This window comes from Brevibacillus sp. NL20B1 (assembly GCF_018195675.1).
Taxonomy (GTDB): Bacteria; Bacillota; Bacilli; order Brevibacillales; family Brevibacillaceae; genus Brevibacillus; species Brevibacillus aydinogluensis.
The window spans coordinates 35327-56997 of sequence record NZ_JAGTPT010000019.1 but is presented as its reverse complement, the minus strand read 5'-3'; the positions used below and the strand labels follow the sequence as shown (position 1 = coordinate 56997).

Here is a 21671-nt window from a genome sequence, read left to right as displayed (position 1 = left end):
AAAGGAAGATAGTCATGATCGCTACTCAAACACAACGTGTGTTTTCTACTGTACCTCTGAACAATCAAGACGTAACGGTCGTTTCACCCGATCAACTGCTGGCCCACGTGCGAGAAACTCCAAATGCCATTGTGTATCTCCTCTGGCCAGAAGATAAGGTTCTATTGCCCCTTCTGAGAGACCATGCAAGGGTATATGTCCTTGGGAATCTCAAGAGTGAACAATATATGGAAGAAATGAAGGAAGCATTACGGAATGGAGCCCATGACTTTCTGGACCGGATGGCACACGTAAGTACCGCTACTCATAATACAGGGAAAACGGATACGAGACCTGTTGATCACGTCATTCGCTTGGTTCCCAGGACAAGACCATCTACTTCTGTTCCCCGAAGCAAAGAACAGTCAATGTTTGTGGAACCGATTGACGATCAAGAGCCGCAAAGGAGGGAAGAAAAACACGAGTCCTATCCTCCGATAGACAAGAAACTTGAGACCGTATCTGTAAATTTCTCACGTCTGGATGAACTTCATATCCGCCCTATCGGGGGACGACAAATGCTTGTGGTCACCTCAACAAAAGGGGGGATTGGAAAAACTACGGTCGCCATGAACGTGGCCCGGCTGCTGCATGACCATGCAAACAGTCGGGTCATTCTTGTTGACCTGATGCATCCGCACGGTAATGTAGCAACCCGAATGCGGATTAAAACGGAAGTGAATTTGAAAACGTGGGAACCGTACTTTGAAAGCAATGCGCTGGTTACGGATCAAGTAGTTCTCACGAAACTGGTGGTCAAGCACCCTAATGGCCTGTATGTACTGCCAGGTGTGAATGTAGGACAATCTTGCTCTCCCGAACTTGTTGGCTACATTTTGACTCATCTCAGCCGCATATTTGACTATGTCGTGATTGATATCGGGCCAGAGCGGCAAGATCTGCTCAGTGTGGCGATGTCTATGGCGAACAGGACCTTGTTGATCGTTGACTACGATTTGGCAACCATCAAGGATACACAGGAATATCTGGAGCTGTGGAGCAGACGGCAACAATCCCTGGAAAAAGTCAGTGTGTTGGTCAATTTTGAACCAGCGAAGAAAGACCGAAATACACTTACGAGGGAAAAATGCAAAGCATACCTCAACGGATTGCCCATTATCGGCTTTCTTCCAGAGGCAGCTGGAATGCGGGCCATTCATAATGAGGGGAAGGTGCTGGTGCAAGAAGATAAATCTCATCCTTTTTCTGTTGCACTCATCCGAGTGATGGAATCGCTCGTATCTGGATTCGCGGTGAAAGAAAAACAAGGCTTTTTTGCAAGACTGTTTGGAGGAAAGAAATCATGAAGAAGTGTTTCGCAGTAATTTTGGCGCTTTCCCTAGTGGGAAGTGTCAATTCTTTTGCGGTTGCGCAAAAAAAGGCTACGGTATCAATTCCGGAAGGGACGAGCGCTTATAAAATCGTAGACAAGGAGGGGAATTTTGTAGATTTGGAGTTTACGTACAAAGAGGATGAAATTACTGTGGTGGTTACGGTTCCTGACACGAAAACCGCCCCCAAAATTATTTCAGTTCCTCTGAAAAAAACAGAAAAAACGAACGGAGACAATGCCGGGGGAGATAGAAAGAATGATTCGGTGTTCAGGGTACCAACGGATTCAACAAACCACTGGGCGAGAAACGACATTCTGATTATGAATCAGCTTGGTTTACTGAAAGGGTATCCAGATGGAACGTTTAAGCCGGAAAAAGCCATCACAAGAGCAGAGTATGCTGCACTTTTGGAGCGTGTTTTAAAAATGACATCAACTGTTCCTCGGCCGATAGAAACACAGGTCTTTTCGGACGTAAAGCCAAGCGACTGGTTTTTTGGATCAATTTCTTCTCTAGTGGTTCGCAAAAACATTGATCCAGCCGTATATTCAGAACGGCTTTTCTCGCCTAATACTGCGATCCCGCGTGAAGAGATTGCCCTATGGACAGCCATAGATGTTCCAAAAACCTCTTTGCAGCATGTAAAGTTCAAAGACGAGAGTGCCATAAAGTACCCATCAGACGTGAAGAAAGTGGTTTCTGCTGGCCTGTTAAAGGGCTTTCCAGATGGAACCTTTCGTCCCACCAGTAACACCACTCGGGCAGAAGCTGCGACCATGATGGTTCGTTTTTTGAAGATGAAAGGAATTATCACTGAACAAAACGAGGCAGAGAATTCTTGAATTGATTGGAAAGGGAGAGAAAGACATTGAATAAGATACCTAAAACTTTCTTGGTGTTTTTACTTGGAATCGTTCTTTTGACAACAAACGGCCATTTACCGAAGGTATCAGCGGCGACGCAATCAAAGACTTTTCCGGAAAGTACGTCTCGGACGCAAACACACTCTCTCAAGCTGCCTAACTTAAAATCGATTAGTAGCGTTTCAGTTAATACCGGGAATGTTTCGTATTCAGTGAGTGGAGAGACGGTCACGTTTACATTTTCCAATGGCGCCGTTTCCCGCACAGTCCAAACAGGAGGTACTTACACGCCAGCCGATTCTAAAACAGTTTCTACGAGCCGAACCTACTCATCAAGCGGAGCATGTTCTGCACCAACTTATCCATCTACTATCTATTATAATTACGATGGGTATTCTGGTATATTGAGTAAGACTTCTGCATCTTCGGGTGGGTTTCAATTATGTGAAGCTGATGGCCATTACTATGCCACAACTGCAACTGTTAGCTATAGTGGAACAGTAACGCGGCCAGCTTCTGACACCAGAACCTACGCATATTACTATCAGTACACCGTTACTATTAATTACGTTGATAATTTAGTTCCAAATCTAACGATAGTTTCACCTACGAATAATCAAACATTATCTGAAGTTCCCGGGTTCAACACTTACACAATTTCCGGGCAAGTGAACGACGCTGATGTCGGGGATGAGATCACAGTAAAGTATCAAGTTGATTCAAATCCCGCGAAAATCATTGCAATAAAAACTTCTACTGGGTCACCACAGTCATTTCATAAAACCATCACGATTGACTCAACAATTTCGGAAGGGAACCATGTTTTGAAAGTTTGGGCCGAGGATAATAAGGGGGGGATCAGCAGCATAGAATCCAGGAATTTTGTGGTGGACAAAACTCCTCCGGCAGCACCAACTTTTTCGGAAAATCCAATCGGACAGGCAGTCTCTAAAACCGTCACGATTAACTTTCCTCCCGATGCAAGTATAAAGGAGTATAAGATCGACGATGGAAACTGGACGACCTATACTGAACCGATCACGCTGACAAAAAATGCAACCATCTATGCAAGGGCGGTCGATATAACGGGCAACCAGAGTGATGCTTCACATTCCGTTACGTCGATCGGCCCGCCCAATCCGATTGTGAATGTTGTAGGGTTGTCGGAGAACAGCGTAAAAGTAACAGACACCCAAACATACTCTGAACCAGTAGAACGTAAGTTTAGTATTCTCAAAAGTGGGCAGATCGTCCAAAATTCAAACTGGACTGGCGAAGAAGAATATACATTCTCAGGGCTTGATCCAAACACCATATATGATATTCAAGTCGACGTCAGATTCAAGTAAGGGGGTGGGGTATTGTGAAAAAAGTACGTCAGATGGCAATTCTAACGCTGTTAGGTTGCTTTTCTTTTGCTCAACTTTCATTCGCTGCAAGTGGGGGTTCCACGACCACCATTACCGTTGTAACCTTGGCCAAAACACCAACAAACTTAACAATCGATAAAACGGCAGCGACAGATACGTCGCTGCCTTTGCGTTGGGATGCGAACGGAAACCCTACAAATACAGGGTATACTCTCGAAGTGTCTGAAGATAAAACCAGCTGGACGGTTGTGCAAGACAATAGCATTGACGACATGGAGGAGACAGTCTCAGGATTGGCGGAAAACAAGATGTACTACTTTCGGGTATCGTCGTTCAACCAGGATTCACCTCCAAAGACAAACGGGGAGTACTTGACCGGTCAATTTCTGACGAAACCTGCAAAACCTCCGACACCAACTGGGAGTGTCGATGGCCAAACCATCACGGTAAACTGGGAGAACGAGCCTGGTACGACGACCAAACTGTTTGACAGCAACGATCAACAGCTTATGATTAGCGATGGAGATACGAGCAAAACATTGGCCGACTTAACACCGGATACCGCATATGAGTTTTACATTGTTCATGCTAATGACACAGGTGATTCAGTGCCCTCAGATAAAGTGAAGCTCTGGACGGATGCCAAAGTTCCAGCTAACCTGCGAGTGACTGACAGCACAGAATCGTCTTTGACCATTGCGATTGATGCAAACGGAAATCCATCTACGACCCAATACAAATATCGGATCACCACAATCGATGGTACGGCCGTTGACGAAAGTGACTGGACTACAGACCTTACCTACAACTTTAGCTCCTTGTCGCCCGGAAGATATAAGGTATACGCAAAAGCCCGAAATAATCCGCAAAACCCGAATGCGAAGGAAACGGCTGAGATCGAGCTGGTGACGGGAACTGTACCGGCTACTCCTACAGTAGAAACTGCTCCGACAGAAGATTCGATCACAGTAACCCTTACACCGAATTCGGATCCAACGAATGTTGAATTCCGGATTGTTCTGCAGGATGAGAACGGCCAGGAGGTTGCGACTACGGATTGGGCACAAGCAGGAACAGGATGGGCTGCATCTGAACTGAAACACACCTTTACGAGTTTGCAGCCGAATAAGAAGTACAAGGTGCTTGGGGAAGCACGGTATGCAGAATAAGGAGGTTTCATGATGAAACAACGCTGGCGAAAAGTTGGCTTGGCCCTTGTATTCTTGGCTGGCCTACCTGCTCAAACGATATTGGCGGCCAATCCATCCATAGTTGCTGAACAAGAGGAATGGACCTTGGCAACTGTACCTAAGTTGCATGTCATCGGGGTATCGGGAAATACGCACACCGTTCAAATTGACACCAATAATCCACCGGGAACGGAAATGAAAATGGAGAAGTCGGGTTCTCCCGACTTCTCTGTTTTTGATGTCGTGCAAGATTGGACACCACACAATGACGGAGATACGTTCTCGCTTGATCTGCAAGATGCGGAAACCGTGTACGTTCGTATCAAAGCACGAAATGGTAAAGGGATTGAAACTTTGTACTCGGAGCCTCTTACACTCATTCAGGCGCCAGCCATGCCTACCTTGGCTTCCCAAGATAGTACGGATCGTAGTATAACCTTGGTTGTCAATCCTGTGAAGGGGGCGCATGTTTACAAGGTGAAACGCTCCGATTGGGATGAGGCGAAAGTGTCTACAGATACGACTTTTACAGATGATACGGTTTCGCCAGGAAGACCGTACACGTACGAGTTTTGGGCCGAAAATAGTGTCATGAGCAACAAAAATACGATCACCATTTGGACCAAGCCGGCGCCGCCAATCTTGAAAGTCCAAAACGTGACCGCAACAAGCATCACGTTAAAAGTTGACCTCAATGGAAACCCGGATGATGTTTTGGTAGAGGCCAAACGTGAAGGAGGAAACCCTGCCGTAAACGGAACCTTGATCGAAGAAACCGGACTCAAGGAGAATACGGAGTACACCTATGAAGTCCGGGTTGAGTCTTCTAATCACGAGTATTCCGAATGGGTATCCAAAACACTTCGGACAGGAACATTGCCTGTCACTTCTGACCCTGATGAGGAATTTGCCAAAGCTGCGGAGGACATTTTCTCCAGGGTTGTATACCATGTGGATGCTGACGATCATGGTGCATGGGTCGATGTCTCTGTGACAAACACCCGAGGAATAGATGTGCGTGGGACGGTCAACGGGATTACCCAATTTTTAAATGCCACGCCTGTTCGATATGGAGACCTTGAGTTGGATAAGGAATACCTCCTAACGGTAGTGGTGAGCGACGGCACCAGAATGAAGGAAAAGCAGTATTCGATTAAAACTCCGAAGAAAGGGACAACAGAAGAAGAGGCCTTCCGTAAAGAAGCAGAACAATTTATCCGATCGATCAATCTGGTCGCCGATGGTCTGATCAATTCCGGAAGAGCCTGGATCGACGTTGAGGCACCACAAACAAACTTCGCCGTCACAGCAACCATCGAAGGGGTATCCCAAGAGATCACAAAGAAAGTACGCTTTGACAATCTGGATGACAACGCTGTTTATGTGGTTTCGTTCGAGGTACGTAACGGCAAATACTCGTATCGCGGACAACGGGAGATCACAACCCCAAACCGGACTGCTCCAGAGGTGGTCAACATCACGAAGATCGGCGGTCAATTGCAGATTGAGGTTCTGACCTATTCGGAGCTGAAGAATTGATCGACATTGGCCCTTGTCAAGAAGACAGGGGCCTTTTCTATTGGATTCAGTGTACGTTGTAGGAGCAAGTCGAGTGTTGAGGAAATTGAAAGTCTATAAGCTGTTGAAGAAGGGATGAAGGAGGCAAACAATTGAATCTGGGTATTTTTGGGATAATGTTGGTGACATGTTTTTTTATCATGTGTACAATAAAATTAACCAATAAAGAAGGGGAGATTTGTATGGGGGTTAGCGTATTTGAAGTGGCGAGATACTTTCTTAGTAAAAGCATTCCTAACACTGAATATGCCATCACCCATCTAAAATTACAAAAACTTGTTTACTATGCTCAAGCATGGCATGTAGCCATCACTGGTGAAAAATTATTTAATGAAAAAATTGAAGCATGGACACATGGGCCTGTATGTAGGGAGTTATATAACGTATACAAAATCTTTGGTTATAGTGAGATTGTTGTGACTACTCATGTAAGCGAGTGGTCAATCCCACTTGAGTCAAGAAAAATTATTGATGATGTTTGGGAAGCTTATGGAAGTTTTAGGGGAGAATACTTAGAGCAACTAACTCATAGAGAAGATCCTTGGAAGCAAGCAAGAATTGGTTTAGGAGATCGTGAAATTTCAAACAACGAGATTGAAATAGAAAGCATGAAAAAGTATTATAGTCAATTTTTAAACAAATGAAATAATCACAAGACGTATAAGGGAGATACATATGATTTTTTATACGTTATACTTTCTGTTTATAGGAACTATAATAATTTTTTCTGTAATCCCTAGCGAGAAAAAGGAGATATGGGATCAATCATTTAGACAATGGCTGCTTTCCCTACCAAGAGGGAGTTCACTTGAACAAGTTTATTCCTTGACGAAGCGTTATATTAGATTAGGTCTTTATTTTGTATTACAAACAATTGTTACTGTAATTAGCTTTTTAATGGATATGTTAAACAGATATATATTTAAAAAACCCATAAACAGACTAATACTTTGGGGGATTTTCTTTTATTTAGCTCATTTTAATGTAGGAAAAGGTGGAGGTTTTTTTGTCTCATTTCTAAAGAATTTTTATCTGAAATGGGGGTTTGATAATGCATCGGATAAAACTACCTTGTTGATATTAGAGGGATTATTAGCGGGTTTAATAGTATTCTTACCCCTCAGTCTGACTTTGTATATTTTTACTTACAGGGAACAAAAAACAATGTCTGAGTCTGCAAGTAATATGACAACAGGGAAAATCCCGCTAATCCTTTTTATTGAATTTTCCTTGTTTACAATAATTTATGGAAAGCTGTTAAGCTTTTTAATTGGACAAGATCCCCGATTTGAAACAGGTACATTAATATTAACCTCTGAATATACCATCAAGTTGTGTCTCTGGACTCTCTTTTATTTATGTTCTCTGGGATTTGGGATAAAAACAGTATTAGAATTATTGAGGAATATCAATATATCAGCATTGCTAAATTCTACAATAAACAAGACAAGCCAAGAATTTATAAAGCTTCCATTGATCATGCCTTATTCAGGATTTAAAAAGCTTCGTAAACGAACGTTTGATATATTATGTAATAACATCGAAAGTATTTATCAAATGTTGTCTTTGACAATAGATAAAAATATGGATAGTTTATTTCATGAGTATTACGCAAAATGGGAAAAAGTTTTTCTTAATTTTCGTGATCGATTAATATTTATTCGGGATGACAGTTCCAATGTAACTATTTATTATATGCCTATAAATACAGACAGAGAAAACTTCCTTAAATTTTACCGCTCCATTATTAAGAATCACCTATCTCTTATAGCAACCTTATTCAAGAAACATAAATTGGGGGAGGTATCTAAATGTATTGATACATTATTCCAAATGAATCCCCGTGAAAATGAGATGTATCCAACATACTTAGATGGCTTAAGAGAATTAGCAATTTACATTTATGAGAATGATAGCAACAGTCTTAGATATTTTTTAAGAAAATTAGAGTTATTAAGTAAAGAGTTAAATGATAATGACAAAACTGGGATTATTTTAATTTATAAAGAACTTATTGTTCGTGCGAGTAATGAAAATAGTACACAACTTCTTTCAAATTTGTGCTATTCAATGACATTGATCTATAAAGAATTGAAACCTTCTAATCAGAGAGTCTCATCAATGCTTCAATCATTTCATGAGGAGCCAGTTGAGCGAGTTCAAAAAGCATGCATTTTCATAATGTTACAAGCTGCACTCAAATGTATTGAACTGCCTCACTATGCAAGTGTAGGGTTTTTAATGAAGTTCATGGTGTCCAATCTTAACCCTACTGTCCTTAGAGAAGTGGTTGAGAGTTTTGTGATGATGCGTGCTCAAAACAACCCATATTTAATTGATTTTGAAAACTATAGGGCTTTAAATAGTTCGTTTAATTTTAATCAAGTAACGATAGATTACTGTATGAAAAAATTGATTATCTTATTATCAGGGCAGCAACTTTATGTCATGAAAAATAAAATCGATTTCGGATATGTGCCGGATCATGTTATTAACTTGAGATCATTGTCATGTAACTATTTAGATTATCTGTTTTCTAAAATTGAAAAAGCTAAATCTAAGTATGGTTTGATGTACCTAGATGACAATATGTTCATGAAGGAATTCAAATTGGAGGTTTATTTTCAGACAAGAAAATTGGAGGAAGAACAGTTGGAAAAAAGTATTGTCGAGAATGAAAAAAAGGTTGCATATGTCGGGTAGATATGATAATGTAAATATTGACAATATGAAAGTGCTTGAATTGCGTTTGCTTTCTGGTTTATCTGCTAATTACCACAGTAATTGTACACAGAAAAGAAAACCAACAGCGCGGCAACGCTGTCGGTCTTGCACAATAGACGTTCCCCACAAGGGGGCGGCTCAAGTTCTTTCGGAGTAGACCGCGCGAGTTGTCAGCTCAAGGGCGGTCTATTTCCTTTTGTGGAAAGATAGTATGGCCACGGGCAGCATGACAAAGGCAATCATCAAAGAAAGAGCCTCGTATACTGTCATTGTCTCACCCCCTTCCCTGAGGGGGTAGAGAGTGAGCCGATCACCCTAATCTGGTCGGCAAAATGGACTTTTACACCAATTAGAAGTATAATATCCTCCAGAGGATGACATACAATAAAATGACCGCAGGTGCTGCGGACACCTACGGTCATACACAATAGACGTCCCCCAACAAGGGGGCGGCTCATATTATGGGAAAGTAGATCACCATGCTGCCAAGCTCAAGGGTGATCTACTTTTTTCTTCCGATGTTCAGCAGTGTTACGACCAAAGCGATCAACGCAACAACAAATGTTCCAAACTGGATCATCAGATTCATTGCGTCGTGTGCTGACATCATGGATCTCACCCCCTTCCCTAATGGGATAGAGAGTGAGCCGACCACCCTTGAGGAGCCGATTCTATTGTGCAAGTACCATTATACCATCAGTTGGTAGAAACTGCCTCGGTCTCAGCGACCGGGGCTTTTTCTTTTTTATAGAAACGGTTAACGACAACTTTCAAAGGGGGAACGATTATGAAATAATGGGGATTGCTAGGAAAAATTTAGAATTACATTTCTCAATGAGGTGATTTATATGAAAAAGTATCGTTTTGCTCAATATCTCCTTGGAGCAGCTCTGCTGACCGCCGCCGTTAGTCCGATCACTGTACTGGCAGACAGTAAAGATATCCAGGTGAAAGTGGACAATGTCTCTGTCCAGTTCCCAGATGCGAAGCCTTACATCGATCCCTCTACCAGCAGAACAATGATCCCAATTCGTTTCGTTAGTGAGAAGCTGGGTGCCTCTGTAGAATGGGACGGAGCGAACCGAACGGTTACTATGACCAAAGAAGGTAAACAAATCTCGCTTAAAATCGGGGAAAAGAAAGCAATTGTATCTGGCAAACAGATCGCATTTGATGCAGCAGCGACTTTACAAAACAATCGTACGTTCGTCCCGTTGCGCTTTGTCAGCGAAGCCTACGGTGCTAAAGTAGACTGGTTGGCAACTGAACGCCTTGTATTGATCACCACAAACCTGTCTGATGGGACTGGAACATCGGGTACCACACCGGTCGCTAGCCAACCGGGAACTACAAATCCGGGAAGTGGAAACACGTCAACTTCAGGGATAGGATCGAAAGTTGGAGTGGATGGGCAGTTTACGGTTGTTGATCCGTCTTATCCTGACCTCCTTCTCCCCAAAGATCCCACGACTGAGCCGGCAGTTGAAGCATTCCTTAATAGCTTGAAGTTCGAAAATGGAGTAATCACGGGTAAAATTCCTCAACTACCGAACGGGCATGTAATGGCACTTACGTATACGGACAATAAAGACAAAAATTTGAATCAAAATTTAACGAAAACCAAAGAAGGAGAAACTTTCTCAATTACCGTTAGTGGAAATGGAGGACAAATAAACTTTGCTATCTTCCAAGGAAATGTAGGGAAAAATGGAGTGTTTGTATATGTACCAGAAATGAGAGTCGAATGGGGTGCTAAAAGATGAAGCCCAAGAGAATAATTAGTTTGGCACTCGCTTTTATTTTCTTGTGTTCAACAATGGTTTCAGCAGTTGCAAATTATCCTTATGGAAAACATTATTATGGGGAAAAAGACATTTACTTGCAAGGTGATTTATCTTATTCCGGATTATCAGGAGTACAATTGAGACCTTCTATTGCGTATCGGCACGATTTGAAAGTCAGGAACGTTATTACTGGAGTGCAAACTCCAGCCAACGGTTACTTGAAAACAGTCCAATTCGACATTCAACCACTTCTTGGTATTGAACCAGTAGACAAGTTTAAAGACAAATCTGGGTATCACTTGATCCCGCTTGAGGAAGAACTCATTAAAGACCTAACGACGAAAGCGAACGGTAATGCGCAATGGGTGTGGGAGCAAGTCAGCAAGTCAAGTCCCCATCCGATTGTCAAGCGATACCTAGTTAACAACGTCCCCTATATCAACATAGGGGCCGTTTTTTATTTGTCCGGCGGTGGATTGAACAACATGGCGCGGGTAGCTAACGGCAATGGGATTACATCTCCTTTGTTCCAGACTCTTTATTACAGTACACCTTGGCCTTCAATCCCGATCCTGGAACAAAACTCGAATGGTAGTCTGCACATCAAAGCGCTGGCTCACTCGATTTTTGATACGGCTATCACCGGTGTCGTCACCGTGAATGGAACGGCTACCAAGCAGCTCTTTTCAAAAAATACGCCAGTTAGCAATTACACGGTGACTTATGAGGGGAATTTCCCCTTATCGGAACTGCCTGGTCTAAAACAGGGTCAAAATCAAGTCACACTCACGGTCAGTGACAAGTTTGGGAGAACCGCTTCGAAATCCATTGTTATTCAGAATGGAGCTACACAAGGCTGCCAGCCGGTTCTTGTGAAAATGAGGGATGCGACCCAGAAAATTTACTTCCCGGATGTGTCAGATGGCTCAAACATCAAATACGGAGGGCCTCTTGTATGGGGAATGCAATATAACTCCGCAGTTTGTTCGGTATTTGAATCGGTCAACAAAAACAACGGCATTGGCGACAAACTGAATCAACCCATTCGGGTGTCGGACATTCATACAAGCATCTTCCTGAACCGATGGGAATTCAAGCTCGGTAAGAGCAAAAATGGGGTCATCCTGGAAAATCACTCAAAAGATACAAAGCCATTGGTTGCCTATCTTATTGAGACAAAAGGAGAAAAGGTCTTGAAGCGGTATGTGGTGAACAAAGGCCAGTCGGTGGAGATCGTCCTTCCCTCTAAGAAGTACAAGGGGGAATATTCCATCCAATTCCCGTCCCCATTGGTTGATAGCGGTTTTTGGGCCAAGGCTACAGCAACTAGGGATGGAATGCCGGCCAGCAATACGTATCCAGACCAGGTAAGGGGAGCCATTCAAGCGATCGTTAATTTCAAGAAGTGAGAGGTGGGATAATTGAAGACCAGACAAAAAATCATGCTCCCTATGATCGTGATCGCGATCCTGATGGTCACAGTTCTTCCGGCGTCCGGCTTTTCAACGAGCAAGCCCCCTGTGATCTATTCGCTGACGATCAATGGACAAAATGCTCCGACTGTATACGCCGACGTTGGAGAAGTAAGTTATTCGATTTTGGTGGAAAGCTATTCGGCGAACAAGAAGGCGTTAGTCTCCTTGGAGTACCGAAACACTGAAACGAATCAAGTGACAACCGTATTTGAAGAACAATGGCTCGAAGAAAAAACAAACTCCGGAACCTTTGCACTTCAAAAGGGAACGTATGAGGTCACGCTTCATGCGAATGACGAAGAAGGAAATGTGGCGCAACCATACACAGTTACGGTTATTGTCGGGAGCGACACAAACTTGAAACTGCTTGAGATGAGTCCCAATCCGATCTTGGTCAAACAAGATAAGGAGACAAGAGACGTATCCGTTACTGTGGAAAATCAATCACCAAGTCCGAAAACAACGCAGGTAGCATGGAAATGGGAGGGGGATCAACAATGGCAGGAAGTCAAGCAAGTAACCTTGCCGGGGAGGTATGAGAACCTTGGGCGCAAAGCCATAACGTTTTCGATCATGTTTGACATGCAAGGGAAAAAGGAGAGGTCCATTGAATTTGAAGTAAATCCCAATCACAATCCGTTGGAAAAAGATTATGGGGATAATCACGCGAACACGCTCGTTCAGTTCGACCTCCCAGACTTAGAAATCGGGGAAGGGATTTTGACCGCAAAAACGGCCACTGGAATTACAGTTGAATTTCCTGTGAAGCAAAAGGATTTGCCGGGACGTACTCAAACCTTGATTACATCCATGGAGTACGGTCTGGGGGCAGAAGCAACCAAATTGGGCGAGATCTCCAATATTTCGCTTGGGGTTGGGGAAGAAAAAATCATTGCGGCAAAATTCCCGCTTCAAAATACTGTTTATGCTCGGCTCAATCCACATGAAAATGCTCCCCCGGTTGAGTTGTATGGATTCCATAACAACCTGGAAATCACCACGCTTGATTTGACGAAGGACGTGAACCTGTACGTCAAATCAGTCAAAGGTGGGGTATATCGTCAGGGAGAAAACGTTACGACCATCGTACAGGTCGGGAATATTCCAAATAGTGTCATGCCTGAAGCGGTTGATCTCGTTCTGCGTTTTGATGGAAAGGAGGTTGGCAGACAATCCGTTCATCTGAATCCGGGTGAAGAGCGGGAAATTCCTTTCGAGTGGAAGACGCCTGTAACCGGGAAATTGGAAAGGAAGACATATAAATTGGAGGCCGAGATTCATCCGAAGCCACGAAAATTTGACGAGATTACGTACTCGGACAATATCAAATCCGGAAATGTTGTGTTGCTGCCTGAAGAGGTGGTCGGGGCAGCATGTCGCGGGGCTAAGGTTCAGACGACAGCGGTTTCGGGCACCTATGAGTACTATTGCAATTGTACACCTACTGGCTGCAGCATTTGCACCGGTAAGTATTATGAGTCTATCGTGGTTACACCGGAATACCAACCGGCAACTGTGAAAGCTGGGATGGGTTTTGCCTACAAGCTGAAAACGGAGTACCACAACTCTAATCCCCACAACGGATCGAAACATGATTTTTCTAAGATCATAGCGGAGTTCGATACCGAAAAGGATCAGGGAGGTACGATCATCCTGCCGTCAGTTGAATTGGTGCCCAAACAGGCTCCGCCGGTATCATCAAACATCTGGCAGTTTCCACGAGCCAAGATTGAGCGGGGCCAGAAGGACATAGAGGCCATTGAGTACATTCACACACTTGATTCATTGGAGGTGGATGAAAGTCGGTACGTGGATGGGCAAAACAAGTATTACACCAGCTTTTATCAAAAGGATGGGGAGTATCCATTCGTGGTGAAGGGAGAAGGAGCGGGAGTAAACTACATCACTCACACAGATATTCATGGCAATACGACGGTAACTCCTGTTTCTCCGCGTCTCGCAACATGTATTGACCAAACATACAACATTCAAGGAAGCCCGCATGACGATTATATTTATCGACGGGTTGATCCAAACAATCCGTATCCTCAACACCTTCGGCCGGGATGGGATTGGCTGGGTCACGAAGGATACTTTGATAAACTTGTGCCTTGGTACAACAGCAACGGAAAAGAAAATGCCAATGGGATAGAGGTTGAGGAATTCTCCGTTTATCCATAAGAGGCGGGGAGGTGATCACGTTGACAGGGATACCCAAGATGGTAGCCTTTTTTATTTGCTTGGCTTTTGTGATTGCGTACTTTAAAGACATCTCTATCGTTGTATTCGGAAAAGAAGACTTTCGGAGTGCAGCGATCGCAGCGGCTCGACAGGCCATTATCAAACATCAGGATTGGGCTGCATTGCGAGTAGGAGATCCACCATATCTGATAAGGGAGGGATTGGAGGATACCATAAGTCGGGTATTGCAAAACAACCTGAACGTGGGGGCGAAGGAATTAAACGTGCGGATGAACGCACAAACGTCCCCCGCTCTTCTTTCTCTTGCGGTAGATGCGAACTATAGCAGCTCCCTTCTCAAACTGCTGAAGGAGGACAACATTCTTGTAAACGTTCCGGTCCAGACAACGGAAATCATCGAATCGAAATATGACGTGAAGAATTACGAATAAAAGGTGGTGAATGGGCGCATTACGGGCGCCTTTTTCTTATGCAAAGAAACCTCAGAATCATCATCCTGCTATTGCTTATCGCATTAGTGGGAGGGGGGGTTTACTTCGGGTATACCGAGTATGAAGAACGACAAAATGCATTGGTTCCAGTATTGACTGTTTCAAAAGAGATTCCTCCTCGCACCATGCTTACTCAAAAGATGTTTGATGACGGGGTAATCAAAGTGAGCATGCACCCGGCCAAGATCGTTCCACCAAATGTGTTCCGAAAACCGGAAGATGTCCTGAATAAGTTTACAGCCACAAACTATACGGTACCGCCGAACAGCTACTTATACGTCGGGAAGGTATTGACGGCTGAGGAAATGAAAGATGGTGCGGCAATGCTCCTTAACGAAGGGGAGAAGATGATTGCGATCAACACAAATTTGCGATCTTCCTTAGCGGCCCAGATTACGGAAGGGAGTTACATTGATCTGTGGCTGTCAGCGGTGGCCAAAGAGGATAAAAAGCCGGTGATCGGCCCGTTCTTGGAAAAAGTGAGAGTGATCGGGACGTATGCAACCAGTTCTCAAAAGTCGAGACCAACGACAGATACCGTTACCAAGAACAGTAGCGATGAGCAGCAGCCGGTAACCATCGGCGCAAATGTCGTGCCGCAAACGATACTTCTCGCGGTCAATAATGAACAGATCGCATTGATTCAACTGGCTGAGAAACTCGGAACGATACAAGTAGCGGGAGTAAGTTACAAGGATTATGACAAAACAACTTCAACTGCGGATAACGGGCTTTGGTCAGTTAATAGGATACGCGAATGGATGACAGCAGAATTGAGTAAAACGTTTCAAGTTCTCGAAACGACAAAGGGGGATGCTCAATGATTATTAACGCAAGCAGTTATGAGCAGATTACTCAGCTCGCACGATCTTATGGAATCGTGTGCGAAGAACGGTATGATCTTGGAGATGCACAATCACCTGTCATTTTGTCTGATTCAACCGACTCGACTGGTGAAGTGGCGAATACGTTGGCGAGCCAGGGAGTTCCTGTTCTTTACTTGGCGTGCGATCCTCCTGTTAATTTGTCCCCCTCTATCTCGATTTTGAAGGGGCAGGAAGTTAGGTGGGAGCAAATTTACGCCTGGATTCAGTCCTCCCTGCAAAGGCACGAGCAGAAACAGCAGATTGCCCATTTGAACGTAAAACGAACGATTGGGTTTTTTGGAATCCAACCGGGGGTAGGAGCTGGTTCGATTGCTCGAGCCTTGTCTTTTTATTCGGCCATGAATGGGAAGAAAACACTGTACATCGACATGGACATTCGATTCCCCAAGGCACCATATTTGATAGGGTATAAGGATTCTCGTTACACATTGGAAGGACTGCTAGAAACCCTGCGAAGCAAAGAGCGGCCTAACTTGGAACCCTACTTTTTGCATAAGTCCAAGATGGGGCAAGTCACCAAACATCTGGCGGAACACTTTAAGAAGATGCCGGATTTGTTGTATGTCTTGTCTCCGTCGGCCGACCTTGGTTTTGAATATTTTCCAAACGTGGGGACGGATCTCGATGAGATTACTGACTACATGAAGAAAATCGTGGAAGGTTCCAAACCATTCTTTGACAACATCATTTTTTCCATGGGAAGCGATCCGGATGAGCCGTTACACTTGGCCATACTGAGAGCTTGCGATCAACGTGTCTTTGTTACGGATACCAGTCCGTCTGCTGTGCGGCTGTTTCCACAACGAATCAAACTGCTGGAGAATACCGGTGTTCCAGTAGAAGGTGGCCAAGTAATAATCAACAAGCTTCCTGAGAAGATGAACAAAGCCATATTTGAAGAGTTCTTACAACGTCGTGTTACCTACACCATCCCGTATGATCCGCAGATGATTACCGAGATACACAAATTAAACCTGCTCGGTGGAAAGTCATTTGAATCCGCCATTGGTGAAATAGCAGAGGGATTATTAGGGCTAGAGAAGGAAGCGAAAAAACGGGAGGTCGGCTCGAGAAAGGCAGGACGTGGCAGCCTCCTTTCACCATTTTCTCTGTTTCGTGAAAAAACCGTGTGAGGTGGATCAACGATGTCACATGAAACGATCTTGTTAAATAGAGGTCGTGTAAATCTGCAACAACTGCAAAGCCAGCAAGCCGCTACGAAGATGGTTAGGGCAGAGGAAGAACAAACGGTGGAACCCACCAGTACCGACTATGAATTGGTGAGAAATGAGGTACGGAACTTTCTCATGAACGAACATAACAAACTCGTTCAAGATGCACTGTTCAATAAAAAACGAAAGCCGGAAGTAGAGCGGACTATCCGTAACTACCTGCAGATCGAACGAAAATTTGTAGCCGGCATGAGTATTGATGATGTTGTTCTTCGAATTTGGAAAGACATTTTTTCATTGGGGCCTTTGGATGATGCGTTGGAGGATAACTCCATCACCGAAATCATGATTAATGGGTACGATCAACCGTGGGTAAAGCAGAACGGAAAAGACCGACCTGCTGGTGATCTGATTCAATTTGACAATCAAAAGCACCTTGAGACCATCATCGTCACCAAAATCCTGAATTCTTGCGGGAAGTCTGTATCGGATAAAAATCCGATTGTGGATGCGCGAATCGGTGAATGCAGGGTAAATGTGGTGTGGCAACCCATCAGTCAAATGAAGGGGCCCATCTTGACCATCCGAAAGTTTCCTCCGATCACGTTGACCGAAAAGGAATTCCTGGAGAAAGGAACGGCGTCGCCTGAGATGTTTGAGTTTATCAAACTGATTGTAGAAGGGGGATGCTCCATTTGCATGGGCGGGAGTACCGGTTCCGGAAAAACCACGACCTTCAAACTCATGGCCGGTTTTATTAAAAAAGGCGAGCGGGTTATCGTTATCGAGGACACCGCAGAAATGCGATTGGAAAAGTTGTATCCCTACGAGGAAGGCTATCACTTTATTTCCGAGGAGTGTCGGATTATGGAAGATGAGGCGTTGGACGTTGTGATCCAAAAGTTGGTCGTAACCAGTTTGCGTCAGACGCCAAAGCGATTGATCATTGGGGAAATCCGTAAAGAGAAGGATCTCCTGGCGGCGATTGAAGCTGCCTTGATTGGACACCCGCTGTGGTTTACCATGCACGGCCTCAGTGCTTCAGAATTGGCAGAACGAATCAGTATGCTTTTGGCACGGTTTATGACCAAACAGGACGCCAACCGACTGTTATCCAAGTCGCTCAACATTATCATGATGCAGAAGCACTTTGCCGAAGATGACCGTCGTCGTGTGTTTGAAATTGTGGAGATTGTTGGCGTTGATAAGGATGGTGAATTGCACCTCAATCCGATTTTTGAGTTCGATTGGGAGAGTAAGGAGTTCGTACGCAGCAATCCCATCTCTGAACGCTTGGTCAAAATGTTCCAACATGCTGAAATTCCTAAAGCGAGATACGAAAAGTATCTCCAACCGGTTGGTTGAGGTGGACATTGATGAGCATGGCGGTTTTATTGGCCTTAGGAGTTGTGTTACTTTGTCTCCTCTTCTTGCTGTGGTTTGAATCAGGAAAAAGAGAGCCGATTAAGTGGATTGAACTGAACAAGCCAGCAAAAAAAGAGCGAAGCGGATTTTTTGCAGAGGGAGAAAGACTGGGGGTTTCGGTTCAGAAACAAGTCATTTGGTGGGGGCTTGCTTTTGGAATCGGAGTTGGCCTGTCTTTTCTTTTTCTTAACCCTTTTATCATGATACTCGTATTGATTGCCAATTACTTCTCGATCAAGATGTTTTATCTCAATAAGGAACGCCACATTCGGGATCTGGCGAAAGAGCAATTGGGACCGGCGCTTCAAAATTTAGGTGCCGCGTATCGCATTCAGAAAAACTGGAAACGTGCGTTGGAGACTACGATTCCAAGTCTGGATGAACCATTGAAAAGTGAGTTTATGCGTGTGTATCAACTCCACAGCAGTGATGTTTTGATCGGGGAAGCCTTACAAGAAATGATGGAACGGCTAAAGGTACCCGAAATGAAGCTGTTTGTGAAAATGGCCGAAATTAGTCAGTCGGTTGGTGATAGCGCAGCCGAGGGTGTCCTGGTAGCTGGTGCCTACTTCCAAACCAAGCGAGTGGCAAAAATGGATTTGGCCAATGCGATGTTAAGTGCCGTTCGAGAAAATCGTTGGCTTTCCTATTTGTTTATTGCTGCTGTGGCATTCTTCCGTTTCTTTCAGCCAGACATATTTGCCGTATACACAAAAAGTTTGGTTGGACAGTGTCTGTTGACTTTGTACCTGGGGATTGCTCTTTTTGTCCCCATTGTTAGCTATTTCATTATTCGAAAAGAGGTGTGATCGTTGATCTTCCTTGTGGTTGGGGGAGGGCTGTTGGCCTTCCTCCTTTTTCTCATGCTGTATTACCTGTTTCAACCTTCGTCCGCCTATCGGGCAGCGATCCTTTTGGAGGAAGTCAAACCCGATCAAACTTGGCATCGGTCATTTGAATTCCTTTTTCCTCTGACCCAAAAATATTTGCAGAAAACCAGAGCTGCGATTGAGCAAGAACTAGCGGATGCCGATTCCAAGAAGACGCCCGAGCAGATTGTCATTGAACAGTTTGTGTATTTGGTTGGTGTGTTGTTACTGTTTCTCATTGTTTACATGATCATGAAAGTCTGGCTCATTCTCGTCCTGGGGGTTTTATTAGCCGTATATTTTTTCTTAGAGCCAAGGAGAGAATTGAGAAACAAAGCAAAGAAATTGCGTGAAGAGATACGGAAGGAAACACCTAACTTTGCATTGACCGTAAGACTGTTGCTCAAGGGACAGAAAACCCCTTCGGACGCCCTGCGAATTGCCTGCGAACACGGAACAGGCAGTGGGTTGAAAGCATACACGGATGTACTCAAACAAGACTTGGAATTTCTGTCACCGCAGGAGGCAGTCCAAAAGTTTGCCAGGAGTACAAAAGTACCCGAGTTGATTGAGTTTAGTGCAGCTCTTTCTCAATACATGACGGTTGGGCCTGGGAAAGATGGGCAGGAAATTTTGGCCCAAATGGAATCGACTTTTCGGGAGATGGACAAAAAACTCATGGAGCGCGAAAAGCAAGTACGTCCCGCCAAGATAAAGTCGATGAATATGATTATTGCCTTAGATGGCATCCTGTTCATTGCCACACTGATGGCGTTGTATTTGGTCAGCATGCTGTCAAAAGGACCTGCCTTTTGAAAGGAGGGATTCGATTGAGAGATCCCCCTGAGCAGACGGTACCAACGAGGAAAGAAATCATACCCAATAATTTCTATGTAGGAGAGGATTTATTATGTGGAACAAAATGATTCAAAAAGGGAAAGCCTTGATTAAAACGATTCGTAATAACCGTGGTACGGTATTGATGGAAAAGAAAATTCTGTTGGTCGTAATTGTTGTAGGCGTATTTGGATTCAGCAGCCTTGGCTATATCTTCCTGAAAGACTATTGGGATCAAACGTCCAACTCCATTAAGAACAATAGCCAGATTAACGAAGAAGTGAGCTGGTAAGAGACGGTAACCGGGCTGAAACGCCCGGTTTTTCTATTTAATGAAATGATTTTCGAAAGGAGAGGTGGCGAATGCAAAGGTTTTTCCGACGATGGTATCTTGATACGTCTGGTACGGTTCTGATGGAAAAAAAGGTGATCCTTGTGGTTGCAGCTGTGATGATCTTCGGTATGGCTTCCATGATTTTGCCGTGGCTCCACTCGTATTTTTCCGACTATACAGCCAGTGTACGAAATGCCGGGAAGGTACATGAATTTCGGAGTGTGATCCTTCAATGAAAACGCTCAGAAATCAAAGTGGGTTCATCAGTATGGAGTATTTAATCATCTTCTCCCTAATTTTCCCGTTCTTCATCCTTATGGGCGACTTTGTTCAATGGGGAGGAAAATGGTTGAATGCTCAGGTTTGTATTAACGACACGGCTCAAAAGATGGGGGAACATGGCGGGCTGTTGGATGGCACGATTCCCTATTTGCAGAAACGGTTTGCTGATGCCGGACTTGACCCCGCTGAATGGGATTTGACGATTTCAGCCGGTCCAATGGCAAAAGGGGAGGAAGGTGTGATTGCCGTTTCGTCTACCTACACTTTCAAGTCTTTGAAAATCATCGGAATTACGGCTGAAGTTCCTTTACGAGCGTCGGCAACATTCACATCACAAATCTGGATGAGGTGAGGAAGTGATACTCATTGGGTACTCTCTCATTACCCTGCTCATTGCTGCTTGGGCCGATTGGAAATGGCGGATCATTCCGGATTGGTTGACCTATCCGTCAATGGTGGTTGCGCTCCTGTATCATTACATCCATAACCAATTGGGGAATTCTGTTTTCGGTGGATTGTTTGTGTTCTTGATGCTGATGCTACTCGCATTGTTCGTACCAAATGGGATTGGGGGAGGGGATATGAAACTCCTTACCTTTTTGGGATTTGCGCTCGGGTTCCCGCTTGTAAATGGGGTAATCTTATTGTCGTTTTTGTCAGGGCTCATCTTTTCAAAAGTGAAGAAACAGGTTCATATACCGTTTGCACCGTTTATCGCGGTTTCATTCGTAATCCTGCTGCCGACGATTTCAGTGAGCTAGCAAGGAAAAAGAGCTGCCAGAGGGGGAGTTGTCTCTGCCCGAAATCCATGTAGG

The 21671-nt window shown here is 44.2% G+C and carries 21 protein-coding genes; 19 read left to right on the top strand and 2 right to left on the bottom strand.

Annotated features, from left to right (window positions below):
* The first annotated feature begins 14 nt into the window (after positions 1-14).
* The 7 genes from KDN35_RS13800 (at position 15) to KDN35_RS13770 (ending at position 9077) form a co-directional block, all read left to right on the top strand.
* Entirely contained in the window at positions 15-1346 is a 1332-nt protein-coding gene (locus tag KDN35_RS13800; RefSeq protein ID WP_212132988.1) for a CpaE/TadZ family protein, read from the top strand.
* Positions 1343-2215 (top strand): S-layer homology domain-containing protein, encoded by an 873-nt coding sequence (locus tag KDN35_RS13795; RefSeq protein ID WP_212132987.1) that lies wholly within the window; start codon positions 1343-1345, stop codon positions 2213-2215. The genes KDN35_RS13800 and KDN35_RS13795 overlap by 4 nt, the downstream gene beginning before the upstream one ends.
* Positions 2216-2241: 26 nt before the next feature.
* A complete protein-coding gene (locus KDN35_RS13790; protein WP_212132986.1) occupies positions 2242-3585 on the top strand; it encodes a hypothetical protein in 1344 nt (447 codons plus the stop codon).
* A gap of 14 nt (positions 3586-3599) precedes the next feature.
* Entirely contained in the window at positions 3600-4775 is a 1176-nt protein-coding gene (locus KDN35_RS13785) for a fibronectin type III domain-containing protein (protein WP_212132985.1), read from the top strand.
* A 12-nt stretch (positions 4776-4787) separates the two neighbouring features.
* Positions 4788-6335, top strand: coding sequence for a fibronectin type III domain-containing protein (locus KDN35_RS13780; RefSeq protein ID WP_212132984.1), 1548 nt, complete (start codon positions 4788-4790; stop codon positions 6333-6335).
* Positions 6336-6466: 131 nt separating this feature from the next.
* Positions 6467-7018: a Panacea domain-containing protein gene (locus KDN35_RS13775; RefSeq protein ID WP_249179103.1), complete on the top strand. Its 552-nt coding sequence runs from the start codon at positions 6467-6469 to the stop codon at positions 7016-7018.
* A 31-nt stretch (positions 7019-7049) separates the two neighbouring features.
* A complete protein-coding gene (locus tag KDN35_RS13770) occupies positions 7050-9077 on the top strand; it encodes a hypothetical protein (RefSeq protein WP_212132983.1) in 2028 nt (675 codons plus the stop codon).
* 207 nt (positions 9078-9284) lie between these two features.
* Here the strand turns inward: KDN35_RS13770 and KDN35_RS20245 are convergent, their stop codons facing one another.
* Together KDN35_RS20245 and KDN35_RS13765 are read right to left on the bottom strand one after the other, a co-directional pair.
* Entirely contained in the window at positions 9285-9368 is an 84-nt protein-coding gene (locus KDN35_RS20245) for a putative holin-like toxin (protein ID WP_481752777.1), read from the bottom strand.
* A 232-nt stretch (positions 9369-9600) separates the two neighbouring features.
* On the bottom strand, positions 9601-9708 hold the full coding sequence (locus KDN35_RS13765; protein ID WP_035296997.1) for a putative holin-like toxin: 108 nt from the start codon (positions 9706-9708) through the stop codon (positions 9601-9603).
* Positions 9709-9946: 238 nt separating this feature from the next.
* Here KDN35_RS13765 and KDN35_RS13760 point away from each other — a divergent pair, with 238 nt between their 5' ends.
* The 12 genes from KDN35_RS13760 (at position 9947) to KDN35_RS13705 (ending at position 21617) form a co-directional block, all read left to right on the top strand.
* The gene (locus KDN35_RS13760; RefSeq protein ID WP_212132982.1) at positions 9947-10861 is read left to right on the top strand and encodes a stalk domain-containing protein; all 915 of its coding nucleotides are present in this window, start codon (positions 9947-9949) and stop codon (positions 10859-10861) included.
* The gene (locus tag KDN35_RS13755) at positions 10858-12291 is read left to right on the top strand and encodes a hypothetical protein (RefSeq protein ID WP_212132981.1); all 1434 of its coding nucleotides are present in this window, start codon (positions 10858-10860) and stop codon (positions 12289-12291) included. Before KDN35_RS13760 ends, KDN35_RS13755 begins: the two co-directional genes overlap by 4 nt.
* 42 nt (positions 12292-12333) lie before the next feature.
* Positions 12334-14538 (top strand): hypothetical protein, encoded by a 2205-nt coding sequence (locus tag KDN35_RS13750; protein WP_212132980.1) that lies wholly within the window; start codon positions 12334-12336, stop codon positions 14536-14538.
* Between the two features lie 11 nt (positions 14539-14549).
* On the top strand, positions 14550-14990 hold the full coding sequence (locus tag KDN35_RS13745) for a hypothetical protein (RefSeq protein WP_212132979.1): 441 nt from the start codon (positions 14550-14552) through the stop codon (positions 14988-14990).
* A gap of 38 nt (positions 14991-15028) precedes the next feature.
* On the top strand, positions 15029-15874 hold the full coding sequence (locus KDN35_RS13740) for an RcpC/CpaB family pilus assembly protein (RefSeq protein ID WP_212132978.1): 846 nt from the start codon (positions 15029-15031) through the stop codon (positions 15872-15874).
* Positions 15871-17070, top strand: coding sequence for a CpaE/TadZ family protein (locus KDN35_RS13735; protein ID WP_212132977.1), 1200 nt, complete (start codon positions 15871-15873; stop codon positions 17068-17070). Before KDN35_RS13740 ends, KDN35_RS13735 begins: the two co-directional genes overlap by 4 nt.
* Positions 17071-17082: 12 nt before the next feature.
* Positions 17083-18474: an ATPase, T2SS/T4P/T4SS family gene (locus tag KDN35_RS13730; RefSeq protein WP_212132976.1), complete on the top strand. Its 1392-nt coding sequence runs from the start codon at positions 17083-17085 to the stop codon at positions 18472-18474.
* An 11-nt stretch (positions 18475-18485) separates the two neighbouring features.
* Entirely contained in the window at positions 18486-19343 is an 858-nt protein-coding gene (locus tag KDN35_RS13725) for a type II secretion system F family protein (RefSeq protein WP_212132975.1), read from the top strand.
* A gap of 3 nt (positions 19344-19346) precedes the next feature.
* Positions 19347-20219, top strand: coding sequence for a hypothetical protein (locus KDN35_RS13720; RefSeq protein ID WP_212132974.1), 873 nt, complete (start codon positions 19347-19349; stop codon positions 20217-20219).
* Positions 20220-20313: 94 nt separating this feature from the next.
* The gene (locus KDN35_RS13715; RefSeq protein ID WP_212132973.1) at positions 20314-20532 is read left to right on the top strand and encodes a hypothetical protein; all 219 of its coding nucleotides are present in this window, start codon (positions 20314-20316) and stop codon (positions 20530-20532) included.
* A gap of 310 nt (positions 20533-20842) precedes the next feature.
* A complete protein-coding gene (locus KDN35_RS13710) occupies positions 20843-21208 on the top strand; it encodes a hypothetical protein (protein WP_212132972.1) in 366 nt (121 codons plus the stop codon).
* Positions 21209-21212: 4 nt separating this feature from the next.
* Positions 21213-21617 (top strand): prepilin peptidase, encoded by a 405-nt coding sequence (locus tag KDN35_RS13705; RefSeq protein ID WP_212132971.1) that lies wholly within the window; start codon positions 21213-21215, stop codon positions 21615-21617.
* Positions 21618-21671: the final 54 nt, after the last annotated feature.

Bases quoted from the DNA above. Each gene is read 5' to 3' on its own strand.
- KDN35_RS13715 (WP_212132973.1), top strand. From the start codon at position 20,314: ATGTGGAACAAAATGATTCAAAAAGGGAAAGCCTTGATTAAAACGATT.
- KDN35_RS13755 (WP_212132981.1), top strand. From the start codon at position 10,858: ATGAAGCCCAAGAGAATAATTAGTTTGGCACTCGCTTTTATTTTCTTG.
- KDN35_RS13760 (WP_212132982.1), top strand. From the start codon at position 9,947: ATGAAAAAGTATCGTTTTGCTCAATATCTCCTTGGAGCAGCTCTGCTG.
- KDN35_RS13770 (WP_212132983.1), top strand. From the start codon at position 7,050: ATGATTTTTTATACGTTATACTTTCTGTTTATAGGAACTATAATAATT.
- KDN35_RS13765 (WP_035296997.1), bottom strand. From the start codon at position 9,708: ATGATGTCAGCACACGACGCAATGAATCTGATGATCCAGTTTGGAACA.
- KDN35_RS13750 (WP_212132980.1), top strand. From the start codon at position 12,334: ATGATCGTGATCGCGATCCTGATGGTCACAGTTCTTCCGGCGTCCGGC.
- KDN35_RS13780 (WP_212132984.1), top strand. From the start codon at position 4,788: ATGAAACAACGCTGGCGAAAAGTTGGCTTGGCCCTTGTATTCTTGGCT.
- KDN35_RS13725 (WP_212132975.1), top strand. From the start codon at position 18,486: ATGAGCATGGCGGTTTTATTGGCCTTAGGAGTTGTGTTACTTTGTCTC.
- KDN35_RS20245 (WP_481752777.1), bottom strand. From the start codon at position 9,368: ATGACAGTATACGAGGCTCTTTCTTTGATGATTGCCTTTGTCATGCTG.
- KDN35_RS13740 (WP_212132978.1), top strand. From the start codon at position 15,029: ATGCAAAGAAACCTCAGAATCATCATCCTGCTATTGCTTATCGCATTA.
- KDN35_RS13800 (WP_212132988.1), top strand. From the start codon at position 15: ATGATCGCTACTCAAACACAACGTGTGTTTTCTACTGTACCTCTGAAC.
- KDN35_RS13730 (WP_212132976.1), top strand. From the start codon at position 17,083: ATGTCACATGAAACGATCTTGTTAAATAGAGGTCGTGTAAATCTGCAA.
- KDN35_RS13735 (WP_212132977.1), top strand. From the start codon at position 15,871: ATGATTATTAACGCAAGCAGTTATGAGCAGATTACTCAGCTCGCACGA.
- KDN35_RS13795 (WP_212132987.1), top strand. From the start codon at position 1,343: ATGAAGAAGTGTTTCGCAGTAATTTTGGCGCTTTCCCTAGTGGGAAGT.
- KDN35_RS13710 (WP_212132972.1), top strand. From the start codon at position 20,843: ATGGAGTATTTAATCATCTTCTCCCTAATTTTCCCGTTCTTCATCCTT.